20 protein-coding genes are annotated in these 18989 nt (G+C 62.1%); 12 read left to right on the top strand and 8 right to left on the bottom strand.

Features of this window, described 5'->3' with window-relative positions:
* Positions 1–13: 13 nt before the first annotated feature.
* Positions 14–913 carry a DUF2927 domain-containing protein gene (locus BM151_RS18475; RefSeq protein WP_245781257.1) on the top strand — a complete coding sequence of 300 codons (900 nt, stop codon included), beginning with the start codon at positions 14–16 and terminating at the stop codon, positions 911–913.
* Between the two features lie 15 nt (positions 914–928).
* Entirely contained in the window at positions 929–2047 is a 1119-nt protein-coding gene (locus BM151_RS18470) for an SPFH domain-containing protein (RefSeq protein WP_090062276.1), read from the top strand.
* Positions 2048–2065: 18 nt separating this feature from the next.
* Here BM151_RS18470 and BM151_RS18465 read toward each other — a convergent pair whose 3' ends face one another.
* From BM151_RS18465 to BM151_RS18455, 3 genes are all read right to left on the bottom strand, one after another.
* The gene (locus BM151_RS18465) at positions 2066–2467 is read right to left on the bottom strand and encodes a CZB domain-containing protein (RefSeq protein WP_177213217.1); all 402 of its coding nucleotides are present in this window, start codon (positions 2465–2467) and stop codon (positions 2066–2068) included.
* 211 nt (positions 2468–2678) lie between these two features.
* Positions 2679–3014, bottom strand: a complete 336-nt coding sequence (locus tag BM151_RS18460; RefSeq protein WP_177213216.1) for a CZB domain-containing protein — start codon at positions 3012–3014, stop codon at positions 2679–2681.
* A gap of 312 nt (positions 3015–3326) precedes the next feature.
* The gene (locus tag BM151_RS18455) at positions 3327–3737 is read right to left on the bottom strand and encodes a CZB domain-containing protein (protein ID WP_090062269.1); all 411 of its coding nucleotides are present in this window, start codon (positions 3735–3737) and stop codon (positions 3327–3329) included.
* A 43-nt stretch (positions 3738–3780) separates the two neighbouring features.
* Here BM151_RS18455 and BM151_RS18450 point away from each other — a divergent pair, with 43 nt between their 5' ends.
* Positions 3781–4248 carry a hypothetical protein gene (locus BM151_RS18450; RefSeq protein ID WP_090062266.1) on the top strand — a complete coding sequence of 156 codons (468 nt, stop codon included), beginning with the start codon at positions 3781–3783 and terminating at the stop codon, positions 4246–4248.
* Positions 4249–4274: 26 nt separating this feature from the next.
* Here the strand turns inward: BM151_RS18450 and BM151_RS18445 are convergent, their stop codons facing one another.
* Positions 4275–4685 (bottom strand): CZB domain-containing protein, encoded by a 411-nt coding sequence (locus BM151_RS18445; RefSeq protein WP_177213215.1) that lies wholly within the window; start codon positions 4683–4685, stop codon positions 4275–4277.
* A 72-nt stretch (positions 4686–4757) separates the two neighbouring features.
* On the opposite strand from BM151_RS18445, the gene BM151_RS18440 reads away from it, so the two are divergent.
* From BM151_RS18440 to tsaD, 7 genes are all read left to right on the top strand, one after another.
* Positions 4758–5909, top strand: coding sequence for a TFIIB-type zinc ribbon-containing protein (locus BM151_RS18440; RefSeq protein ID WP_090062263.1), 1152 nt, complete (start codon positions 4758–4760; stop codon positions 5907–5909).
* A 69-nt stretch (positions 5910–5978) separates the two neighbouring features.
* Positions 5979–6902 (top strand): carbohydrate kinase family protein, encoded by a 924-nt coding sequence (locus BM151_RS18435; protein ID WP_090062261.1) that lies wholly within the window; start codon positions 5979–5981, stop codon positions 6900–6902.
* Positions 6903–6916: 14 nt separating this feature from the next.
* Positions 6917–7357 (top strand): D-aminoacyl-tRNA deacylase, encoded by a 441-nt coding sequence (gene dtd / locus BM151_RS18430; protein ID WP_090062257.1) that lies wholly within the window; start codon positions 6917–6919, stop codon positions 7355–7357.
* Positions 7358–7461: 104 nt separating this feature from the next.
* Positions 7462–7932, top strand: coding sequence for a tRNA (adenosine(37)-N6)-threonylcarbamoyltransferase complex ATPase subunit type 1 TsaE (gene tsaE / locus BM151_RS18425; protein ID WP_177213214.1), 471 nt, complete (start codon positions 7462–7464; stop codon positions 7930–7932).
* Positions 7929–8570, top strand: a complete 642-nt coding sequence (locus tag BM151_RS18420) for a hypothetical protein (RefSeq protein ID WP_090062251.1) — start codon at positions 7929–7931, stop codon at positions 8568–8570. The genes tsaE and BM151_RS18420 overlap by 4 nt, the downstream gene beginning before the upstream one ends.
* Positions 8567–9160: an L-threonylcarbamoyladenylate synthase gene (locus BM151_RS18415; protein ID WP_090062248.1), complete on the top strand. Its 594-nt coding sequence runs from the start codon at positions 8567–8569 to the stop codon at positions 9158–9160. Before BM151_RS18420 ends, BM151_RS18415 begins: the two co-directional genes overlap by 4 nt.
* Positions 9157–10149, top strand: coding sequence for a tRNA (adenosine(37)-N6)-threonylcarbamoyltransferase complex transferase subunit TsaD (gene tsaD, locus BM151_RS18410; RefSeq protein WP_090062246.1), 993 nt, complete (start codon positions 9157–9159; stop codon positions 10147–10149). The genes BM151_RS18415 and tsaD overlap by 4 nt, the downstream gene beginning before the upstream one ends.
* A 17-nt stretch (positions 10150–10166) precedes the next feature.
* Here tsaD and BM151_RS18405 read toward each other — a convergent pair whose 3' ends face one another.
* From BM151_RS18405 to BM151_RS18390, 4 genes are read right to left on the bottom strand one after another with little or no spacing between them, the layout of a single operon-like run.
* Positions 10167–10898: a proteasome-type protease gene (locus BM151_RS18405; RefSeq protein WP_090062244.1), complete on the bottom strand. Its 732-nt coding sequence runs from the start codon at positions 10896–10898 to the stop codon at positions 10167–10169.
* A gap of 12 nt (positions 10899–10910) precedes the next feature.
* Positions 10911–11714: a transglutaminase family protein gene (locus BM151_RS18400; RefSeq protein ID WP_090062241.1), complete on the bottom strand. Its 804-nt coding sequence runs from the start codon at positions 11712–11714 to the stop codon at positions 10911–10913.
* A 5-nt stretch (positions 11715–11719) separates the two neighbouring features.
* The gene (locus BM151_RS18395) at positions 11720–12661 is read right to left on the bottom strand and encodes an alpha-E domain-containing protein (protein WP_090062238.1); all 942 of its coding nucleotides are present in this window, start codon (positions 12659–12661) and stop codon (positions 11720–11722) included.
* A 4-nt stretch (positions 12662–12665) separates the two neighbouring features.
* Positions 12666–14090 (bottom strand): circularly permuted type 2 ATP-grasp protein, encoded by a 1425-nt coding sequence (locus BM151_RS18390; RefSeq protein WP_090062235.1) that lies wholly within the window; start codon positions 14088–14090, stop codon positions 12666–12668.
* 421 nt (positions 14091–14511) lie between these two features.
* Here BM151_RS18390 and BM151_RS18385 point away from each other — a divergent pair, with 421 nt between their 5' ends.
* A complete protein-coding gene (locus BM151_RS18385; protein WP_090062232.1) occupies positions 14512–16698 on the top strand; it encodes an NADP-dependent isocitrate dehydrogenase in 2187 nt (728 codons plus the stop codon).
* A gap of 129 nt (positions 16699–16827) precedes the next feature.
* On the top strand, positions 16828–18918 hold the full coding sequence (locus BM151_RS18380; protein WP_090062230.1) for a methyl-accepting chemotaxis protein: 2091 nt from the start codon (positions 16828–16830) through the stop codon (positions 18916–18918).
* Positions 18919–18989: the final 71 nt, after the last annotated feature.

Below are 18989 nucleotides of genomic sequence, written 5' to 3'. Positions count from 1 at the left end.
GCTGAGCGCCTGTGTGCAGATCCCCGACACCGCGCCGACCCCGCGTCCGACCACAGTGCCCGCGCCGCAACCGATCGCCGCCGTGCCCCCGCAACGCAGCGAGGTGAGCCTCGCGCTCGAGAGCTATTATGCGCGGATGCAGGCCGATCTTCTGGCCAATGACCTGTTGCGCACCGATGGCGGCGGACCGGACACGCCCTATTCCGCCCGGCAACTGGCGGCGAATTTCGACGCGATCGCGCTGAATGACGAATATACCTCGGTCAACGGCCAATTCGTGGCCCAGGTGACCCCCGCGAACCTGCATCGCTGGCAGGTCCCCGTGCGGATCGGCCTCGAGTTCGGCGCCACCGTGTCGCCGGAGAAACAGGCCACGGATCGCGCCACGGTCAACCATCTGGTGTCCCGACTCGCCAATGCCACGGGCCACTCCATCTCACTGTCATCTGCGCAATCGTCGCGGGCGAATTTCCACGTGCTCGTGCTCAACGAGGATGAGCGCCGCGCCATCGGCCCGCGGCTCACCCAGCTCATTCCCGGCATCGGTCAGGATGCGGTGCGCTCGGTCGTCAACATGCCGCGCTCGTCCTATTGTCTGGTCGTGGCCTCGGACCCGGCCGATGACGGGGCTTACCGCTCCGCCGTGGCGATCATTCGCGCCGAACATCCTGACTTGTTGCGCAAATCCTGCTTCCACGAAGAAATCGCCCAGGGGCTGGGACTGGCCAATGACAGCCCCTATGCCCGGCCGACGATTTTCAACGATGACGAGGAATTCGCGCTTTTGACACGCCATGACGAGCTGCTCTTGCGCATTCTCTACGACCCGCGCCTTGCCCCCGGCATGCGCCCTGAAATTGCCCGCCCGATCGCGACCCGGATCGCTTACGAGCTGATGGGCGAGGATCTTTGAGTTAAGGAGGCCCCCATGGGTATTTTCGATTTTCTCTCTGGTGAATTCATCGACGTCATCCATTGGGTGGATGACAGCCGTGACACCATGGTCTGGCGGTTCGAACGCGAGGGCCACGAGATCAAATACGGCGCCAAGCTCACCGTGCGCGAAGGTCAGGCGGCGGTGTTCGTCCATGAGGGGCAATTGGCCGATGTCTTCACCCCCGGGCTCTATATGCTCGAGACCAACAACATGCCGATCCTGACGACGCTGCAACATTGGGATCACGGCTTCCGCTCGCCGTTCAAATCCGAGGTGTATTTCGTCAACACCACGCGGTTCGCCAACCTGAAATGGGGCACGAAAAACCCGATCATCTGCCGCGATCCGGAGTTTGGCCCGGTGCGGCTTCGGGCCTACGGCACCTACACCGTGAAGGTCGCCGATCCGGCGCTGTTCCTGACCGAGATCGTCGGCACCGACGGCGAATTCACCATGGACGAGATCTCGTTCCAGATCCGCAACATCATCGTCCAGGCGTTTTCGCGCATCGTCGCGGGCTCGGGCATTCCGGTTCTCGATATGGCGGCCAATACCGCCGATCTTGGCAAGCTGGTGGCGACAGAGATCTCGAAAGTGGTCGCCGAATACGGTCTGACCATCCCGGAATTCTACATCGAAAACATCAGCCTGCCCGAAGCGGTCGAGGCGGCGATGGACAAACGCACCTCGATGGGCATCGTCGGCAATCTCGACAATTACATGAAATTCAACGCCGCCGAAGCCATGAGCGCGGAAAATTCCGCCATGGCATCCTCGATGGGGGCGGGCATGGGCGCCGGCATGGGCATGGCCATGGCGACGCAGAGCCAAATGGGCCCCTGGGGCGCGCGTCCCGCAGCTGCCGCCCCTGCGGCACAGACACCGCCGCCGCCCCCGCCGGTCGAACATGTCTGGCATGTGGCGGAGAATGGCGAGACCAAAGGGCCGTATTCCAAAGCCGAAATGGGCCAGATGGCCGCCAAAGGCGCGCTCAAACGCGAGAGCTTCGTCTGGACCCCGGGTCAGGATGGCTGGCTCCGGGCCGAGGATGTCACCGAGCTGGCACAGCTCTTCACCGTTGCGCCGCCGCCCCCGCCGCCGGGGGTGTGACATCGGTTCCGCCCGGCTTCAGTGCTTGGCCTGCATCTTTTTGAAATCCTGACGCCAGTCGTTCAGATTGAGGATCAGGGAGTTGGTCAGGCGCCTGAAGGCGTGGGAGGTGTAATCCTCGCTCGCGGCGGCGCGATCCCCGGCCTCGACCTTGCGCGCGATCTCGGCCGCCGCCGCGTGAAACCGGCGATGCAGCCCGACGACGACACTGTGTTTCAGCATGATCGGATCATTGGACTCGAAGGGAAGGGTTTTCAGCCACTTGCCGAATTCGCACCGATCGTCACAGGAAATGTGATGGGAGTCCTTCTCAAGCTGCCCCTTGTCGATACAGGTCTTGAAGTGGCGCAGCCAGTCTACGTGGCCACAAATCGCATCGCGAATATGGGTGTCGTCATGTGTCTCTGCAGAGGTCGTCATACCATTCATCCTTCACTCATGATGGGAGGCCCGTGACCTCCTGTTCTTTCATGTTGAATGGGATCAGTTAAATTTGAATCAAATCGCCGGACCCCGGACATGCCAAAGGCGCGCTCGAGCACAAGGACGGGCGCGCCTGCCGGGTCGGCATATCAGGTTTGGGCAAATCAGGTTTGGGGCGAGCGCCGGCAAATCCGCCAGCCCTTCGGCCTCAGACCATGAGCGGTTTGAAATCCTGTCGCCAGTCATTCAGGTTCAGGACCAGAGAATTGGTCACCCGTTTGAAGGCCGGAGAGGTGAAACGCGCATGCGCATTCTCTTTCTCCCCGGCTTCGAGCCTTCCCGCGATCTCGCCGGCGTAGCGATGAAACCGGCTGTGCAGCGCCTTGATGACATCCAGTTTTTCCATCGCCGGATCATTGGGATCGGCACGCAGTGTCGTCAGCCATTGGCCAAAATCGCACCGGTCGTCGCAGGAAATGTCATGCGCCGATCTGTCAAGCTTCCCGGTCTCCAGCGAAACGGCGAATTTTCGCAGCCAGTCCACATGACCGCATATCGCGTCGCGTATCTGGCTGTCATCATGGTGGGTTACGTGGTTTTGATCATGGTGCGGCATGAAAACCCTCTCGTCATAATAAAGTATTTCACAAGCAAGTCAGAGACTTACGCGCGCACCCTAGGGTGCGGCACTTAACCCTACGTAAACATGCCAAGCGAGATCGCATATTGCGAAAGGAGAAGGCGGAAAGAGAAGGTGAAAAAGAGGACGCATAAAGCCGCGGCAAGACCATCGCAAAACCGCGTGCCCAGGCAATACAGGCCTCGGTCCCGAACCGAGCGGGGATCGGGGCAACGGTTACAGCGAATCGCCTGGGGTCATTGAGGCTTTGAAATCCTGACGCCAATCGTGGAGATTGAGGACCAGAGAATGGGTCATCCGCCGGAACGACTTGGAGCTGAAAGCCTCCTGCGCCTCCTGCTGCAACCCGGCTTCGATCTTGTGGGCGATGTCTCCGGCCTGGCTGTGAAAACGCCGGTGCAGCCCGTCGATAATGCCGAATTTCTGCAAGGTCGGATCCGAGGGATCGACGGCCAGCGTTTCCAGCCATTTCCCGAAATCACATTTGTTGTGACAGGAGATGTCATGGGCGCTGCGATCGAGCGCCCCCTTTTCGATACAGACCTGAAATTTGCGCAGCCAATCGACATGGCCGCAAATCGCATCCCGCAACCGGCTGTCGCCATCTTTCCCCAGGATCTCTCGCATCGCTCACATACCTCGCCAAAAGAGGGTTCAGACACCAAGTTTAATGGCAGAGGGTATTGGCAACCACTTAACCGGTGATAAACAGCGGGAGGAACCCGAGATCAGCCAGGGATCAGACGCGATCACACCCGCCCCGCAAACCCGCCTGCGCTACGCCGCCGATCTGCGGCCCGACGCGACGGAGCAGCCCATGATCGACATGGCGCTGGCCTTTCTTGGTATCGGAACCCTGGCCCCGTCCAGCCTGTCGGAAACGGCGAGCTGGGACCGCACCGGCCACGACAGCATGGTGGGCCGGGCCGAAATTCTGGCCGCGATGCCGGGGATCACCGCGCCGGTCAGCGTGACCGTGACCCAGATCGTCTCCGAGGGCAAAGCCGCCACCATCACCGGGCGTCTCACCCGGGATGGCATCGGCGTGGCCCTGTTTTGTCTGGTGTTGCGCTTCACCAGCCCGACCCGGGATCAGATCGCGCAGGTGGTCGGGTTCGAACAGGCGGAGCTCACATGACAGGCACCGGCCCCGCCCGCGCCGTCCTATGCGCCCGAGGCGCCCAAAGCACTGGGGAAATCCTTGCGCCAATCATGCAGATTGAGCACCAGCGAATTGGTCACCCGCCGGAAATGATTGTCATCGAAAATCTTGCGGGCCTCAGCGTGGTTTCCCAGCTCGACCTCATGGGCGATTTGTCCCGCTTCGGTGTGAAACCGGGCGTGAATACGCTTCACCATCTCGAGTTTTTGCATCGACGGGCTGCCCGCCTGCTGCTCCCCTTCCAGCTCAGTCAGCCATTGGCCAAACGCACATTGCGTATTGTCTGCAATCTCTGCGGCCGACTTGTCGAGAACCCCATGATCGATGCTCTTGTCAAGCGCGCGACGCCAGTCCCCATGGGCACAAATTGCATCGCGAATTTGTGTCTCGCTTCTGCTAGATGCTACAGCCATGTTACCCCTTCTCCTATGCACTGAACTGAATCGCCGCATGTCTTGCCACGTCCCTGTTAAATAGAGGTAAAAATGGCTCCGAACGAAAAGAACTCCGCCCTTTCGGACGACCATCGTTTCCCCTGTACCGCCTGTGGGGCGGACATGCGTTTCGATCCGGAGCGGGGCGATCTTGTCTGCACCCATTGCGGCGCCCATGAGACCATCGAGACCGGCGGCGCCATGCCGCCGCGCGAAATGGATTTCGACGCCGCCCGCGCCCCCGGCCATCTGCATCACGGTGACCTGTTTCAGCTCGCCCTCGAGGGCGCCCCGGAGACCGCGCCGGTCACCGAAGAGGTGCGCACCACCACCTGCCCCAATTGCGGCGCGCGGCTCACGCTCGACGACACGGTCCACGCCACGGAATGCCCCTATTGCGCGACCCCCGTGGTCACCGACACCGGCGCGCATCGTCAGATCAAGCCGCAGGGCGTGCTGCCCTTTGCCATGTCCGAAGAACGCGCCCATCAGGCGATGAACGACTGGCTCGGACAGCTCTGGTTCGCGCCCAACGCGCTCAAGCAATATGCCCGCAAGGGGCGCAAGCTGAACGGCATCTACATGCCATATTGGACCTTCGACGCCCAGACCGAAACGGAGTATTCCGGCGAGCGCGGCACGGACTATTACACCACCGTACAGGTCAACGGTAAAACCCAGCGCCGCCGCCGGACCAAATGGCGCCGCGTCCGTGGCCAGGTCGCGCGGTTTTTCGACGATGTGCTGGTCGTTGCCAGCTCCGCCTTGCCGGTCAAATATGTCAGCGGGCTTGCGCCCTGGGATCTGGCTGCGCTCGAGCCCTATATCCCCGATTATCTCGCCGGCTATCGCGCCGAATCCTATACCGTCTCGCTCGATGGCGGGTTTTCCCATGCCCGCGATCAGATGGAGCGGGTCATCACCCGCGATATCAAATTCGACATCGGGGGCGATCGCCAGCGCATCCATCAGATGACCCCGCGCTACGGCGACATCACCTATAAGCACATCCTCCTGCCGGTCTGGACCGCCGCCTACAAGTTTCGCGGCAAGAGCTACCGTTTCGTCGTCAACGGCCGCACCGGACAGGTCCAGGGCGAACGCCCCTATTCCGCGGTCAAGATTGCCTTTGCCGTGATCCTCGGCCTGATCGTTGCCGCTGTCGTCGGATATTTCGTGGCGATGAACCAGCAGGGCTACTGAGCGGATTCTTCTTGATATGATAGCGCTATCAGCCCTACAAACGGGGCAATCTGACGATAGGAGACACCGATGATCCTCTGCGCTGGCGAAGCCCTGATCGACATGCTGCCCCGCACCACCACGCTGGGCGAAGACGCCTATGCGCCTTACGCCGGCGGCGCGGTGTTCAACACCGCCGTGGCGCTCAGCCGACTGGGCGCCGAAACCGGGTTCTTCACCGGGTTTTCGACGGATTTCTTTGGCGAATTGCTCAAGGAAAAACTTGCCGAGAGCCATGTGAACACGGAACTCGCGGTGACCAAGGATCGCCCCTGTACCGTCGCCTTCGTCAAGCTGGTCGATGGCCACGCCACCTACGCCTTCTATGACGAGAACACCGCCGGGCGGATGCTCTCCGAGGCCGATCTGCCCGCCCTGCCCGACACGGTCGAGGCGCTGTTCTGTGGCGGCATCTCGCTGCCGGTCGAGCCCTGCGGCGCGGCCTATGAGAGCCTGTTCGTGCGCGCCTCCGCCACCCGCGTCACCATGATCGACCCGAACATTCGCCCCGGGTTCATCAAGGACGAAGCCCGGTATCGTGCACGGATCGAACATATGCTGGCGCATGCCGATATCGTCAAAGTCTCTGACGAGGACCTTCTCTGGCTGATGGGCGATGGCGACATCGACGCCCATATCGCGGCGCTTCTCGCGAAGGGCGTCAAGCTGGTCTGCCTCACCATGGGCTCCGAAGGCGTCAAGGGCGTCACCGCCCATGGCACCACCCATATCAAGGCCGAACGCGTCGAGGTGGTCGACACCGTCGGCGCCGGCGACACGTTCAACGCCGGGCTTCTGGCCGGGTTGCAACGGGCGGGAAAATTGACCAAACAGGCACTGGCAGAGCTCGACGCGGAAACCCTCGCATCGGCGCTCTCCCTTGGGGCGAAAGCCGCCGCCGTGACCGTCAGCCGCGCCGGCGCCAACCCGCCCTGGGATCACGAACTGACCTAAGACGGAGCCCCTACATGCGCGCCCTCATCCAACGAATTTCCGAAGCCGCGGTGAAGGTCGATGGCGAGGTGGTCGGGCAAAGCGGCCCGGGGCTTCTGGTGCTGGTCTGCGCCATGCGCGAGGACGGCGAGGCCCAGGCCGACAAGCTCGCGGCCAAGATTGCCAAGATGCGGATTTTCAAGGACGAGGCGGACAAGATGAACCTCTCGGTCCGCGACATTGGCGGCACCGCATTGGTGGTCAGCCAGTTCACGCTCGCCGCCGAGACCAAGGGCAATCGCCCCGGTTTCTCCACCGCCGCCGCGCCGGATCGCGGCAAGGAGCTCTACGAGTATTTCACAGAACGGCTGGTGGCCGAGGGCGTGCCCAGTGAGAACGGCATATTCGGCGCCGATATGAAAGTCTCGCTGGTGAATGACGGCCCGGTGACGATCTGGCTCGACACCGAAAGCTGAGGCCGGAGCTGAGACTGGAGTTGAGACCGGGCGCCCCTCGCCCGCAGGGCATGGACCTTTGCCGCCGATTGGCCTAAATCGCAGGGGAATTGAACGGGCCGACGGTGGCAGGGAACGTGGCGGAAAAGCACATCACAGTTGCGAGCGAAGACGACACGGCGCGGATCGCCTCCGCGCTGGCGGAGCATTTGCGCGCCGGCGATGTGGTGTTGCTCGACGGCGCATTGGCGGCCGGCAAGACCACATTCACCCGCGCGCTCGTGCGCGCAATGGGCTGTGACGAGGCGGTGACCAGCCCGACCTATACGATTGCCAATATCTACGAGACCCCCAAGGGCCCGCTGTTGCATGTCGATGCTTATCGATTGAAAGGCGCGCAGGAATTCTATCACCTCGGGCTGGAAGACTATCTCGAGACCGGGATTTCCGTCATCGAATGGGGCGAGCGGATCGAAGGCTATTTCGACGCCCCTCTGTCGATCCGCATCGGGTTCGGTGAGGAAGAGACTGCGCGGGTCCTGACGCTCACCTCTGATGCGCCACGCTGGACCCAGGTTCTGGAGGCGCTCGCATGACGACCGGCACATCTATCACCCTGTTGCTTCAAGCCTCGAACGGCGTGCCCGCGCTGGCGCTCGGGCGCGGCGATGCGATTATCTTCGACAGTTCGACGGTTGAGGCGCTGGCCGGCTCGCGCGACTATCGCATGCTCTTGGAGACAGGGTTGAGCGAAATCGGGGCCGAGTTGAATGATCTCAGCCTCATCGCCTGCGACATCGGTCCCGGCGGGCTGGGCGTCACCCGCACCGCCGCCGCTTTTGCCAATGCTCTGGGGTTCGCCCTGTCTCTTCCGATTCTGGCCCTGCCCGCGTTCAAGCTGTTGGGCGCCGAGGTCGCCGGACATTCGAATGGCAGTGCGAAACCCGTCGCGATCCTGCGCCGCGCGGCGCGCCCGCATGTGCATTTCGGGATCTATGAGCCTGACGCGACGGGCGGAAAGCTCGTACATTACGAACATTGTCTGGAAAAATCTGCTTTAGAGCAGATCCAAAACATGGATGATTACGATCTCGCCGGGAATATCGAAGTTGAGGGCCACGCATCGCCCGTGACCAATATGGCCGCGATGGAAACCATGCTCAAGCTGGCTTTGGCGGCCCCGACGCCCGCGCCGGAGGCCCGGGCCTGGCCGATTGTCGAGGTGCTGGAATGAGTGTGTCCGCAGAGCAGATTGCCAAGACCCTCGCCGAGGGCGGCGTGGTGCTGATGCCCACGGATACGGTGCTTGGCCTGGCCGCGTCGCCCGCGCACACCACAGCCGTGGATCGCATTTACGAACTGAAACAACGCCCGCGCGACAAGAACCTGCCGATCATGGTCGCCGGGGTGGAGCAGATTGCCGGGCTTGGCGCGGTGATCCCCGCGCCTGCGGTCAAACTTTTGAACAGCGCCTATGTGCCCGGCGCGCTGACGCTGGTGCTTGCGCTCGACCCGATGCGCGCGCCCGGCTGGCTCATGGACCGGTCCGAGATCGCCATCCGCATTCCCGACAATGCGCTGCTGCTTGAGGCCTTGCGGCTTGCCGGGCCTTTGATGGTCACATCCGCCAATCGCTCCGGCGCCGTCACGCCGGCAACCACCGATGAGGCGCGCGCGCAGCTCGAAGGCACGCCGGACCTGACCGTGCCGGGCAAGGGCGCCGCCCCGGCCCCCTCGACCATCGTCAATTGTACGCTGGAACCGGTGCGGATCGAACGCCACGGGGTGGTGACCGATGCGGAAATTCGGGAGGTTCTGGTATGAGCGGGTTGATCCTCGGCATCGAGACCTCTTGCGACGACACATCGGTGGCGCTGGTCGACCGTGCGGGCCATGTCGCGGCGATCCGGACGGTGTCGCAATTCGAGATCCACGAGGCCTTCGGCGGGGTCTACCCGGAACTGGCCTCACGCGCCCATCTCGAGGCGATTCTGCCGACGGTTCAGGGCGTCATGGAAGAGGCCTCGGTCACGCCCGCAGACCTCACCGCCATCGGCGTCACCCGGGGACCCGGCCTGATCGGCTCGCTTCTCGTTGGCCTCTCCACGGCGGAAGCGCTGTCCATGGCGTGGGATGTGCCGGCCTATGGCGTCAACCACCTGCGCGGTCACATCCGTTCCGTCGCGCTCGAAAGCGGTCGGACGGAATTCCCGGCGGTGATCATGCTGGTCTCCGGCGGGCATACGTTGATCGCGGAGCTCAAGGACGCCTGGTCCTACCGGCTTCTGGGGTCGACGCGGGACGACTCGGTGGGCGAAAGCTATGACAAGGTGGCGCGGATGCTCGGGCTCGGCATGCCCGGCGGACCTGCCATCGACAAGGCGGCCAAGGCCGGTCAGCCGGTCTTGCGCCTGCCCCGGCCGATGAAGAACGAGGCCTATGAGTTTTCATTCTCCGGTCTCAAATCCTCGGTCGCCCGGCATATCGAAAAACACCCCGAAGTCTCGGTCGAGGACATGTCCGCCTCTTTCGTCGCGGCCTGCATGGATGTTCTGGCGGCCAAGGCGGATCGGGCGCTGGACGCGTGCAAACCCCGCTCTCTGGTGATCGTCGGCGGTGTCGCCGCCTCACCGCAATTGCGCGACGCGATGGGCAAGGTGGCCGCAAAACATGGCGTAGAGCTCTGCCTGCCGCCGATGAAATGGGCCACCGACAATGCCGCAATGATCGCCATGGCGACCTGGGATTACGTGGAACGCGGGTTGCAGCCGGGGCTCATGCCGAAGCCGAACCTGAGTCTGGAAACGCCATAGCGCGACACCCTGAGGCGTCAGAATTTGAAACTCGGCAGGCTGTCCATCGCCGATTTCAAAGCCTCGCCCCAGCTCGTTGAAATCTCGAGATAATAGGGATCGTCCGCGGCAATCCGGCACTGTTGCGCCACCTTGTAGGTGTCGCGCTCGATGACCTGCAGATCGAACGGCAGACCGACGGAGAGGTTCGCCTTCACCGTGCTGTCGAAGGACACGAGCATCAGCTTCACCGCCTCCTCAAAGGACATCTCCGGATCATAGGCGCGCACCAGAATGGGCTTGCCGTATTTGGTCTCGCCGATCTGGAAGAACGGGGTCTCCGCCCCCGCCTCGATGAAATTGCCCTCGGGATAGATCAGGAAGAGACGCGGCGGCGAGCCCTTGATCTGACCGCCCAGAAGCACCGTGGCATTGAAAGCGCTGTCGGCACGCTGGCCTTCGTCGGCATGGGTGGCGATCACCGATTTCAGCGTCTTGGCCACCTGACGCGCGACCTGAAACATCGAAGGCGCCGAAAGGATCGAGGGCTCGCGGTCCTCGGGCGCCTTGGTGCGCTCGTCGAGCAAAGACACAAGTGCCTGCGTCGTCGCCAGATTGCCCGCCGTCATCACCGTCAGAATACGTTCGCCCGGGACCTCCCAGGTGAACATCTTCTTGAAGGTGGAAATATTGTCGACACCGGCATTGGTCCGGGTGTCCGACATCATGACGAGGCCCTTATCGAGCATCATGCCCACGCAATAGGTCATTTGCGCCAGCCCTTATTGTTGTTGCTGCACCACTTCGATCTCGACGGAGAGAGTCTCGCCCTCGCCGCCATATCGCGTCCCTGTTACAGGGGCAGCATCCGTATAGTCCAGCCCCGTTGCGACCCTGACATAGCGCTGATCCGGGCAAATTTCGTTGGAAACGTCGAAACCGACCCAACCGAGCCCGCGCACATGCGCCTCGGCCCAGGCATGCGTGGCGTCCTGCAGCTGCCGGTCATCCATCATCAGATAGCCGGAGACATAGCGCGCCGGGAATCCCATCTCGCGGGCACAGGCGATAAAGGCATGGGCGTGGTCCTGACAGACGCCCTTGCCTTCGCTGAGGGCCTCCTCTGCGCTCCATTCCGGGTGCGAGGCGCCGATCTCATATTTGATCGCGGCGCCCACCGCACGCGAGAGCGCATGCAAACGGTCAAGCTCGCTGTCGCCCTCGACCTGTTTGATCAGGGCCCGCACGCCCGCCCCCGGTTTGGTGAGCGGCGTCACCTTGTCGAAGAGCCACAAGGGCGACGGCCCGCGGTGCTGACCGACCACGCCATGGGTCTCGGCAATCTCGACCGTACCTTCGCAGGACACGGTGAGCTCGGTGGCGTCGCGTTCAAAGGAAATCAGCTCGACCAGATTGTTCATGTGGTCGTGATAGGAAAGCTCCTTTTGCCCGCCAATCACCGAAGTCTGCCAGGCAATCACCTCTTGCCCATGATCGCTCTTCGGCGTCTTGCGCAGCTGTTGCAGCCCGTAGGTCACGGGGTTTTCAAAGGAATATTTGGTCGTATGTCGAATATGGAGACGCATGTCGCTCACTCGTAGAACCGGTAGTCTTTTTCGATCTGACCGCCGAGCCGGCCAAGGGTGCTCAACACGGTCTGGATATATTCATGCAGACCATAGTCGAAAACCGAGTCGATATCATGTTTCAGGAAACGATCGACCAGCGTCTGCGACATCACCAGCGACTGCGGCTCGGTGCCGTAATCCGTCGCCAGATGGCGCAGGTTGGCATGGATCTTGGTGGCGCAGAAATTCAGCGAGCGCGGCATCCGCCGATCAAGGATCAGGAATTGCGCGATGTCATGGGCGTTGACCTGAGAGCCATAGGCCATGCGGAAGCCGCCGCGGGCCGAGACCGAACGCAGGATGGTTTCCCAATGCACATTGTCGATCGAGGAGCCGACCGCCATGGCCGAGGGCAGGAGCACGTAATATTTCACGTCCAGGATGCGCCCGGTGGCATCGGCGCGTTCGAGAAAGGTGCCGATGCGGACGAAATTATAGATGTCGTTGCGCAGCATCGTGCCATGGGTGGCGCCGCGCACCAGCGCCGTGCGTTGTCGGATGAGGCCCAGGACCGCCGGCAGATCGCGTTCCGAGACCTTGCGCGCCAGCGCCTCCCTGGCGGCCATGTAACAGCCGTTCATCGCCTCCCAGACCTCATGGGTCAGAGCCGTGCGCACCATGCGGGCGTTCTGCCGGGCTTCCGAAATCGTCGAGAGCACCGACGCCGGGTTGTCCTTTGAGCGCAGCATCCAGTCGATCGCCGCGTCTTTCGTCACCTCGTCATGAGAGGCATTATAGCCATTCAGCACAGAGGCCGATTGCATCACCGAGCCCCATTCATCGTCATCCTGACCCAGCCGGGTCAGGCCGATGCGCTGACCGGTTTCGACAAGGCGAGAGGTATTTTCGGCCCGTTCCAGATAGCGGAACATCCAGTAGAGGCCATTTGCGGTTTTGCCGAGCATCGCGTCAGTCCTCCAGTACCCATGTATCCTTGGTCCCGCCGCCCTGCGACGAGTTCACCACCAGCGAGCCTTTTTCCAAGGCCACGCGGGTGAGGCCGCCCGGGGTGATATCGATCCCCTCGGGCGAACACAGGACAAAGGGTCTGAGATCGACATGACGCGGCGCCAGCCCGGATTTGGTAAAGATCGGCACGGTGGACAAGGACAGGGTCGGCTGGGCGATATAATTGCCGGGCCGGGCCTTGAGCTTCCTGCGGAATTCCTCGATCTCCTTCTTCGTCGCGGTCGGGCCGATCAGCATGCCGTACCCGCCGGAGCCATGGACTTCCTTGACCACCAGATCGGCCAGGTTGTCGAGCACATAGGCGAGGCTGTCGGGCTCGGAACAGCGCCAGGTCGGCACGTTTTCGAGAATGGCTTTCTCACCGGTGTAGAATTCGACGATATCGGGCATGTAGCTGTAGATCGCCTTGTCATCGGCAATGCCGGTGCCCGGCGCATTGGCGATGGTGATGCCGCCGGAGCGGTAGACATCCATGATCCCCGGCACGCCCAGCGCGCTTTCCGGGTTGAAATTCAGCGGATCGAGGAAATCGTCATCGATCCGGCGATAGAGCACATCGACCGCCTTGTAGCCCTGGGTGGTGCGCATCGCGACCTTGCCGTCGATGACACGCAGATCGTGGCCCTCGACCAGCTCGACCCCCATCTGATCGGCGAGGAAGGCGTGTTCGAAATAGGCGGAATTATAAATCCCCGGGGTCAGCACGCCCACAGTGGGCTTGCCCTCGCAGCGATTGGGCGCGCAGGCGGCCAAGGAGCGCCGCAGATTGGCCGGGTAATTCTGCACCGGCTGCACCCGGTTGCGCGAGAACAGCTCCGGGAACATCTGCAACATGGTCTCGCGGTTCTCGAGCATGTAGGACACGCCCGAGGGCGTGCGCGCATTGTCTTCGAGCACGTAGAACTGATCCGGCCCGGTGCGCACCAGATCGACACCGACGATATGGGTGTAGATCCCGCCCGGCGGCGTCATGCCGATCATCTGCGGCAGGAAGGCCTCGTTCTTGGTGATCATCTCGAGCGGCAGACGCCCGGCCTTGATGATCTCCTGACGGTTGTAGATGTCATGCAAAAAGGCGTTGATCGCCCGCACCCGCTGTTCGATGCCCTTGCAGAGCTTCTGCCATTCCCGGCCTGAAATGATCCGCGGAATGATGTCAAAGGGGATGAGCCGCTCTTCGGCCTCGCTCCGCCCATAGACGTTGAAGGTGATCCCCGTGAGCCGGAACACTTCTTCCGCCTCGCGCTGCTTTGCCCGGAGCCGCTTCAGGTCTTCGCCCTGAAACCAGCTCTGAAATTCATTGTAAGGTGCGCGAAGAGCCTCGTCGCGACCCCACATTTCATCGAAAATGTTCGTCTCGCTCATGAGATGAATTTAGAGCCGCGGAAATCGCCGCGACAATCAGATTCGCGCTTTTGCGCTGCGGCAATCGTTCATCAAATACGCAGACGCCTAGTTTTTGATCATTTTCTTTTGCCGCTTGGTCGATAACCCCGCCTTTCACGATGTCCCGGCGGGCTGGCCACGGCGCGTATCGCACCAAGTCGCTTGTCCCCGGAGGGTTCAAAATCCCCTCGCCTTGCGCAGATCACGTTGGACGCCTCGGGGCCTTCGCCCTCTCCCCGTCTCTGGTAGCGGCAACAGTGACAAAGCGCCGCCAAAGAGCACGGTATACAGTGGCACACATTGACTTGCGCGCCCGCCTGGGCTACGCGCTTTGCCAAGCCTGACATGCAACCCAATCAGGGTCCGACCCTGAGCTGGATTCGTTAAACCGGAGGACCCCATGGCCGACAAAACACCCGACATTATCTACACCATCGTGGACGAAGCCCCCGAGCTCGCCCGTGGCTCGCTCCTGCCGATCATCGACAGCTTCTCCAAGGCTGCCGGCATCAATGTCGAGACTCGCGACATTTCGCTGGCCGGCCGTATCCTGGCCCTCTTCCCGGATCTCCTCTCCGAAGAACAGCGCGTCTCCGACGATCTCGCCGAGCTTGGCCAACTGGTGAAGACCCCGGACGCTAACGTGATCAAACTGCCGAACATCTCGGCGTCGGTGCCGCAGCTCGAAGCCGCGATCAAGGAACTGCAGTCCCAGGGCTACCCGATCCCGGCCTACCCCGCCGATCCGCAAACCGACGAAGAGAAAGCCGTGCGCGCCAAATACGACACCGTCAAAGGTTCCGCCGTGAACCCGGTGCTGCGCGAAGGCAACTCGGATCGTCGCTCCGCCAAGGCCGTGAAAGAATACGCGAAAGCCAATCCGCATCGCATGGGCGAGTGGAAATCCACCTCGAAGACCACCGTCGCCGCCATGCCGGGCAATGATTTCTTCGCCAATGAGAAAGCCGCCACCGTGACCGCCGCTCAGGCCGGCGCCGCCAAGATCGTCTTCACCGCCAAGGACGGCAGCGAGACGGTTCTGAAAGACGGGCTCTCCTATCTCGAAGGCGAGATCGTCGACGCGACCTTCCTCTCCGCCAAGGCGCTGCGGGCCTACATCAAGGCCGAGATCGCCAGCATGGAGCCGGGCGTGCTGTTCTCCGTGCATCTGAAAGCCACGATGATGAAGGTCTCCGACCCGATCATCTTCGGCCATTTCGTCTCCGTCTATCTCGAAGACTTCCTCGCCAAACATGGCGACAAGCTCGATTTCAACCCGAATTCGGGCATCGGCGCGCTCGAAAAGCTCATCGCCGGCAATGCCGAGATGGAAGCCGATCTCAAGGCCGCGCTGGCCGCGAAACCGGCCATGTACATGGTCGACTCGGACCGCGGCATCACCAACCTGCACGTGCCCTCGGATGTGATCATCGACGCCTCCATGCCCGCCGTGATCAAGGCCGGTGGCATCGGCTGGGGTCCGGATGGCAAGGCCGCCGACACCAAATGCTGCATCCCGGACAATTCCTACGCCTGCGTCTATGACGAGACCGTGGAATATTTCAAAGAGACCGGCACGCTCGACGTCACCACCTGTGGCGCCGTCTCCAACGTCGGGTTGATGGCGCAGAAAGCCGAGGAATACGGCTCCCACCCGACCACGTTCGAAGTGCCCGCCGACGGCACCGTCTCCATCGTGCTGGCCTCTGGCGAGGTTCTGCTGTCGAACGAGGTGGAAGCCGGCGACATCTGGCGGAGCTGCACCGCCAAGAAAGCCCCGATCCTCGACTGGATCAAAACCGGCATCGAACGGTTCGACGTCGAAGGCACCGGCGCCTTCTGGCTCGACAAGAACCGTGCCCATGACGCCGAGCTGATCAAATATGTCGCCCCGGCCCTCAAGGAAGCCCGCAAGGACATCCCGATCATGGACCCGCGCGCGGCGACCCGTTTCTCCTGGGAAGAGATGCGCAAGGGCAAGAACGTCGTGACCATCACCGGCAACGTCCTGCGTGACTACCTCACCGACCTGTTCCCGATCCTCGAGCTTGGCACCTCGGCCAAGATGCTCTCCATCGTCAAGCTGATGAACGGCGGCGGGTTGTTCGAGACCGGTGCCGGTGGCTCCGCGCCCAAGCACGTGCAGCAGGTTCAGGAAGAGAACCACCTGCGCTGGGACAGCCTTGGCGAATTCTGCGCTCTGGGCGAAAGCTACAACTTCCTCGCCACCAAATCGCGCCCGAAAGCCGCCGTGCTGGGCGCCGCCGTCGAGGTTGCCACCCAGAAGCTGCTTCTTGAGAACAAGTCGCCGGAGCGCAAGGTCGGCCAGAACGACAACCGTTCCTCGCATTACTGGTTCGCCCGCTACTGGGCCGAGGCACTGGCCGCCCAGGGTGATGACACCGATCTCGCCGCCCATTTCGCGCCGATCGCCAAAGAGCTGGTCGAAAAGGAAGCCGTGATCCTCGAAGAGCTGAAAGCGGCTGAAGGTGATCCCGCCGATATGGGCGGTTACTACCACGCCGACCCGGCCAAGATCGCCTCGATCATGCGCCCGTCGGCGACGCTGAACGCCATCATCGGCTGAGAACTTTACATCCGAGAATATGGACAGGGCGCCTCAGGGCGCCCTTTTCGTTTTCGCAGCCAATAAACCAATCGGTAAGGCGCGCCCCTTACACTCTTCCGGACTTTCGCTTTACAGGACCAGTCCCGGATGTTTTCTAAGCTCTTCAAATCTCGTGCATCTGCCGACAAACGCAGCCCTGCCTCGCCCCTCGAACAGGTGCTCGAGGACACGCATCTCATCCTCACCTGTGACCCCGAGGGCAAGATTGTCACGGTCAACGATCTGTTCTGTGAGGTGACCGGATATGGATCCGAGGAGGTTCTGGGGAAGGATTATACCTTTTTCATCCGCCCGAAAGACCATGCGGAAGCCCGCGCGCATTGGGGACGCATTCTCGCCGGCGAGACCCGCAAGGGGATCGTGCCGCGGCTGAACAAGGCCGGTGAAGAGTTTTGGTTCAGCGCCACCTACAGCCCGTTCAAGGATAAGGAAGGCAAGGTCACGGCGATCTATATCATCGGCCGGGAAATCTCGCGTATGCATCTGAAACGACGCGACAATCGCTCGAAAGAGGATGCCATCCGCCGTTCGATGGCCTTTATCGAATTCGACCTCGACGGTCAGATCCTGCATGCCAATGATCTGTTCCTGAAGGCCACCGGCTATACGCTCGAGGAGATCCGCGGCAAGCACCACCGGATATTCATGCCGAAGGACCTGGCCGAAACGCAGGAGTACCGAGATCTCTGGGCCCGGTTGAAAAAGGGCTCTTCCGAAAAGGGGCAGGTACGGCGCACCGCCAAGAACGGTGACACGATCTGGCTCGAGGCCACCTATGAAACCCTGATCGATCCCGAGGGCCGGCCCTTCAAGGTCGTCAAATATGCCTTCGACATCACCGATGCCAAGAATCTCGAGGCCGATGCCCGCGGCCAGCTCGATGCGATTCAGAAAGTCCAGGGCGTGATCGAATTCGCCCCCGATGGCACGGTGCTCAGGGCCAACCGCAATTTCTGCGACATTCTCGGCTATAGCGAAGCCGAGATTCTCGGCAAGCATCACCGCATATTCGTCGACCCCGCGCTCGCGCAATCCCGGGAATACGCGGATTTCTGGCAGCGCCTGCGGACCGGCGAAGCATTGAGCGACGAATATGAACGGATCGGCAAGGGCGGCAAACGTGTCAGCATCCGCGCCAGCTACAACCCGATCAAGAACGCCGCCGGCGAGGTGGTCAAGATCGTCAAATTCGCGGTCGACACCACGGTCTACCGCCAGACGGTCGACACGTTGATGACCGGGCTTGGGGCGCTCTCGGGGGGCGACCTCTCGATCCAGCTCAACAGGAATTTGGGCGAATTCGACGCCATTCGCCAGAGCTTCAATACCACCGTCCTGAAACTGCGCGACATTGTCGGCGGGATCACCGACGGGGCCCTGATCCTCAAGAGCGAATCCGAGGCCATCGAACAGGCCACCGATGATCTGGCGAGACGCACGGAACATCAGGCCGCCACGCTCGAGGAAAGCGCCGCGGCATTGGATGAGCTTCTGGCCTCGGTCAAGGGCGTCGCCGATACGGCCACCCATGTACAGGCCCAGTCCGGCGAAGCGCGGTCGCACACGATGCAGGCCGATGAGGTGGTGGTGCGCGCGATCAGCGCCATGGATGAAATCGAAAGCTCCTCGAAACAGGTCGCTTCGATCACTTCGGTGATCGACGATATCGCCTTCCAGACCAATCTTCTGGCGCTCAATGCCGGGGTCGAGGCGGCGCGGGCCGGCGAAGCGGGGCGCGGCTTTGCCGTCGTCGCGTCCGAGGTCCGGGCCCTGGCCCAGCGCTCCTCGGATGCGGCCCGCGAGATCGCGACGCTGATCGACACGTCAAGCCAGCAGGTCGCGGGCGGGGTCAGCCTCGTGCGCGAAGCCGGCTCGGCGCTGGCGCGCATTCGCGATGTGGCCGAACATATCCATGAGGGCATCGCCCAGGTCGCGACCTCGACCACGGAACAGGCCACCGGTCTGGCGCAATTGAGCTCGGCGATGAACCAGCTCGATCAGACCACCCAGCAAAACGCCGCCATGTCGGAAGAAACCAATGCCGCCACGGTGACCCTGCGCGGCTCCATCACCAACATGGAACACGATCTCGAGTTCTTCTCGCTCGAACAGGGCTCGGCCTCGGCCCGGGCGATCGAAAGCGCAACCGCGCCGACGGCCCTGGCCCGCAGCGCCTGAGGCCGCATCCGATCCGGATCTCATCATGAAAAAGGGGAGCGCCATGCGCTCCCCTTTCGCGTTTTCAGGTA

Origin of the sequence: Celeribacter neptunius (assembly GCF_900113955.1) — a bacterium.
GTDB classification, from domain to species: domain Bacteria; phylum Pseudomonadota; class Alphaproteobacteria; order Rhodobacterales; family Rhodobacteraceae; genus Celeribacter; species Celeribacter neptunius.
The sequence above is the reverse complement of the archived record's forward strand: the minus strand, read 5'-3'. Positions and strand labels throughout refer to the sequence as shown.

What these genes read in the sequence shown, in the direction of transcription:
- dtd (WP_090062257.1), top strand. Translation starts at nt 6,917, where the DNA reads ATGCGCGCCCTCATCCAACGAATTTCCGAAGCCGCGGTGAAGGTCGAT.
- BM151_RS18385 (WP_090062232.1), top strand. Translation starts at nt 14,512, where the DNA reads ATGGCCGACAAAACACCCGACATTATCTACACCATCGTGGACGAAGCC.
- BM151_RS18455 (WP_090062269.1), bottom strand. Translation starts at nt 3,737, where the DNA reads ATGCGAGAGATCCTGGGGAAAGATGGCGACAGCCGGTTGCGGGATGCG.
- BM151_RS18470 (WP_090062276.1), top strand. Translation starts at nt 929, where the DNA reads ATGGGTATTTTCGATTTTCTCTCTGGTGAATTCATCGACGTCATCCAT.
- BM151_RS18465 (WP_177213217.1), bottom strand. Translation starts at nt 2,467, where the DNA reads ATGACGACCTCTGCAGAGACACATGACGACACCCATATTCGCGATGCG.
- BM151_RS18415 (WP_090062248.1), top strand. Translation starts at nt 8,567, where the DNA reads ATGAGTGTGTCCGCAGAGCAGATTGCCAAGACCCTCGCCGAGGGCGGC.
- tsaD (WP_090062246.1), top strand. Translation starts at nt 9,157, where the DNA reads ATGAGCGGGTTGATCCTCGGCATCGAGACCTCTTGCGACGACACATCG.
- BM151_RS18380 (WP_090062230.1), top strand. Translation starts at nt 16,828, where the DNA reads ATGTTTTCTAAGCTCTTCAAATCTCGTGCATCTGCCGACAAACGCAGC.
- BM151_RS18400 (WP_090062241.1), bottom strand. Translation starts at nt 11,714, where the DNA reads ATGCGTCTCCATATTCGACATACGACCAAATATTCCTTTGAAAACCCC.
- BM151_RS18435 (WP_090062261.1), top strand. Translation starts at nt 5,979, where the DNA reads ATGATCCTCTGCGCTGGCGAAGCCCTGATCGACATGCTGCCCCGCACC.
- BM151_RS18390 (WP_090062235.1), bottom strand. Translation starts at nt 14,090, where the DNA reads ATGAGCGAGACGAACATTTTCGATGAAATGTGGGGTCGCGACGAGGCT.
- BM151_RS18420 (WP_090062251.1), top strand. Translation starts at nt 7,929, where the DNA reads ATGACGACCGGCACATCTATCACCCTGTTGCTTCAAGCCTCGAACGGC.
- BM151_RS18405 (WP_090062244.1), bottom strand. Translation starts at nt 10,898, where the DNA reads ATGACCTATTGCGTGGGCATGATGCTCGATAAGGGCCTCGTCATGATG.
- BM151_RS18450 (WP_090062266.1), top strand. Translation starts at nt 3,781, where the DNA reads ATGGCAGAGGGTATTGGCAACCACTTAACCGGTGATAAACAGCGGGAG.
- BM151_RS18395 (WP_090062238.1), bottom strand. Translation starts at nt 12,661, where the DNA reads ATGCTCGGCAAAACCGCAAATGGCCTCTACTGGATGTTCCGCTATCTG.
- BM151_RS18445 (WP_177213215.1), bottom strand. Translation starts at nt 4,685, where the DNA reads ATGGCTGTAGCATCTAGCAGAAGCGAGACACAAATTCGCGATGCAATT.
- BM151_RS18440 (WP_090062263.1), top strand. Translation starts at nt 4,758, where the DNA reads ATGGCTCCGAACGAAAAGAACTCCGCCCTTTCGGACGACCATCGTTTC.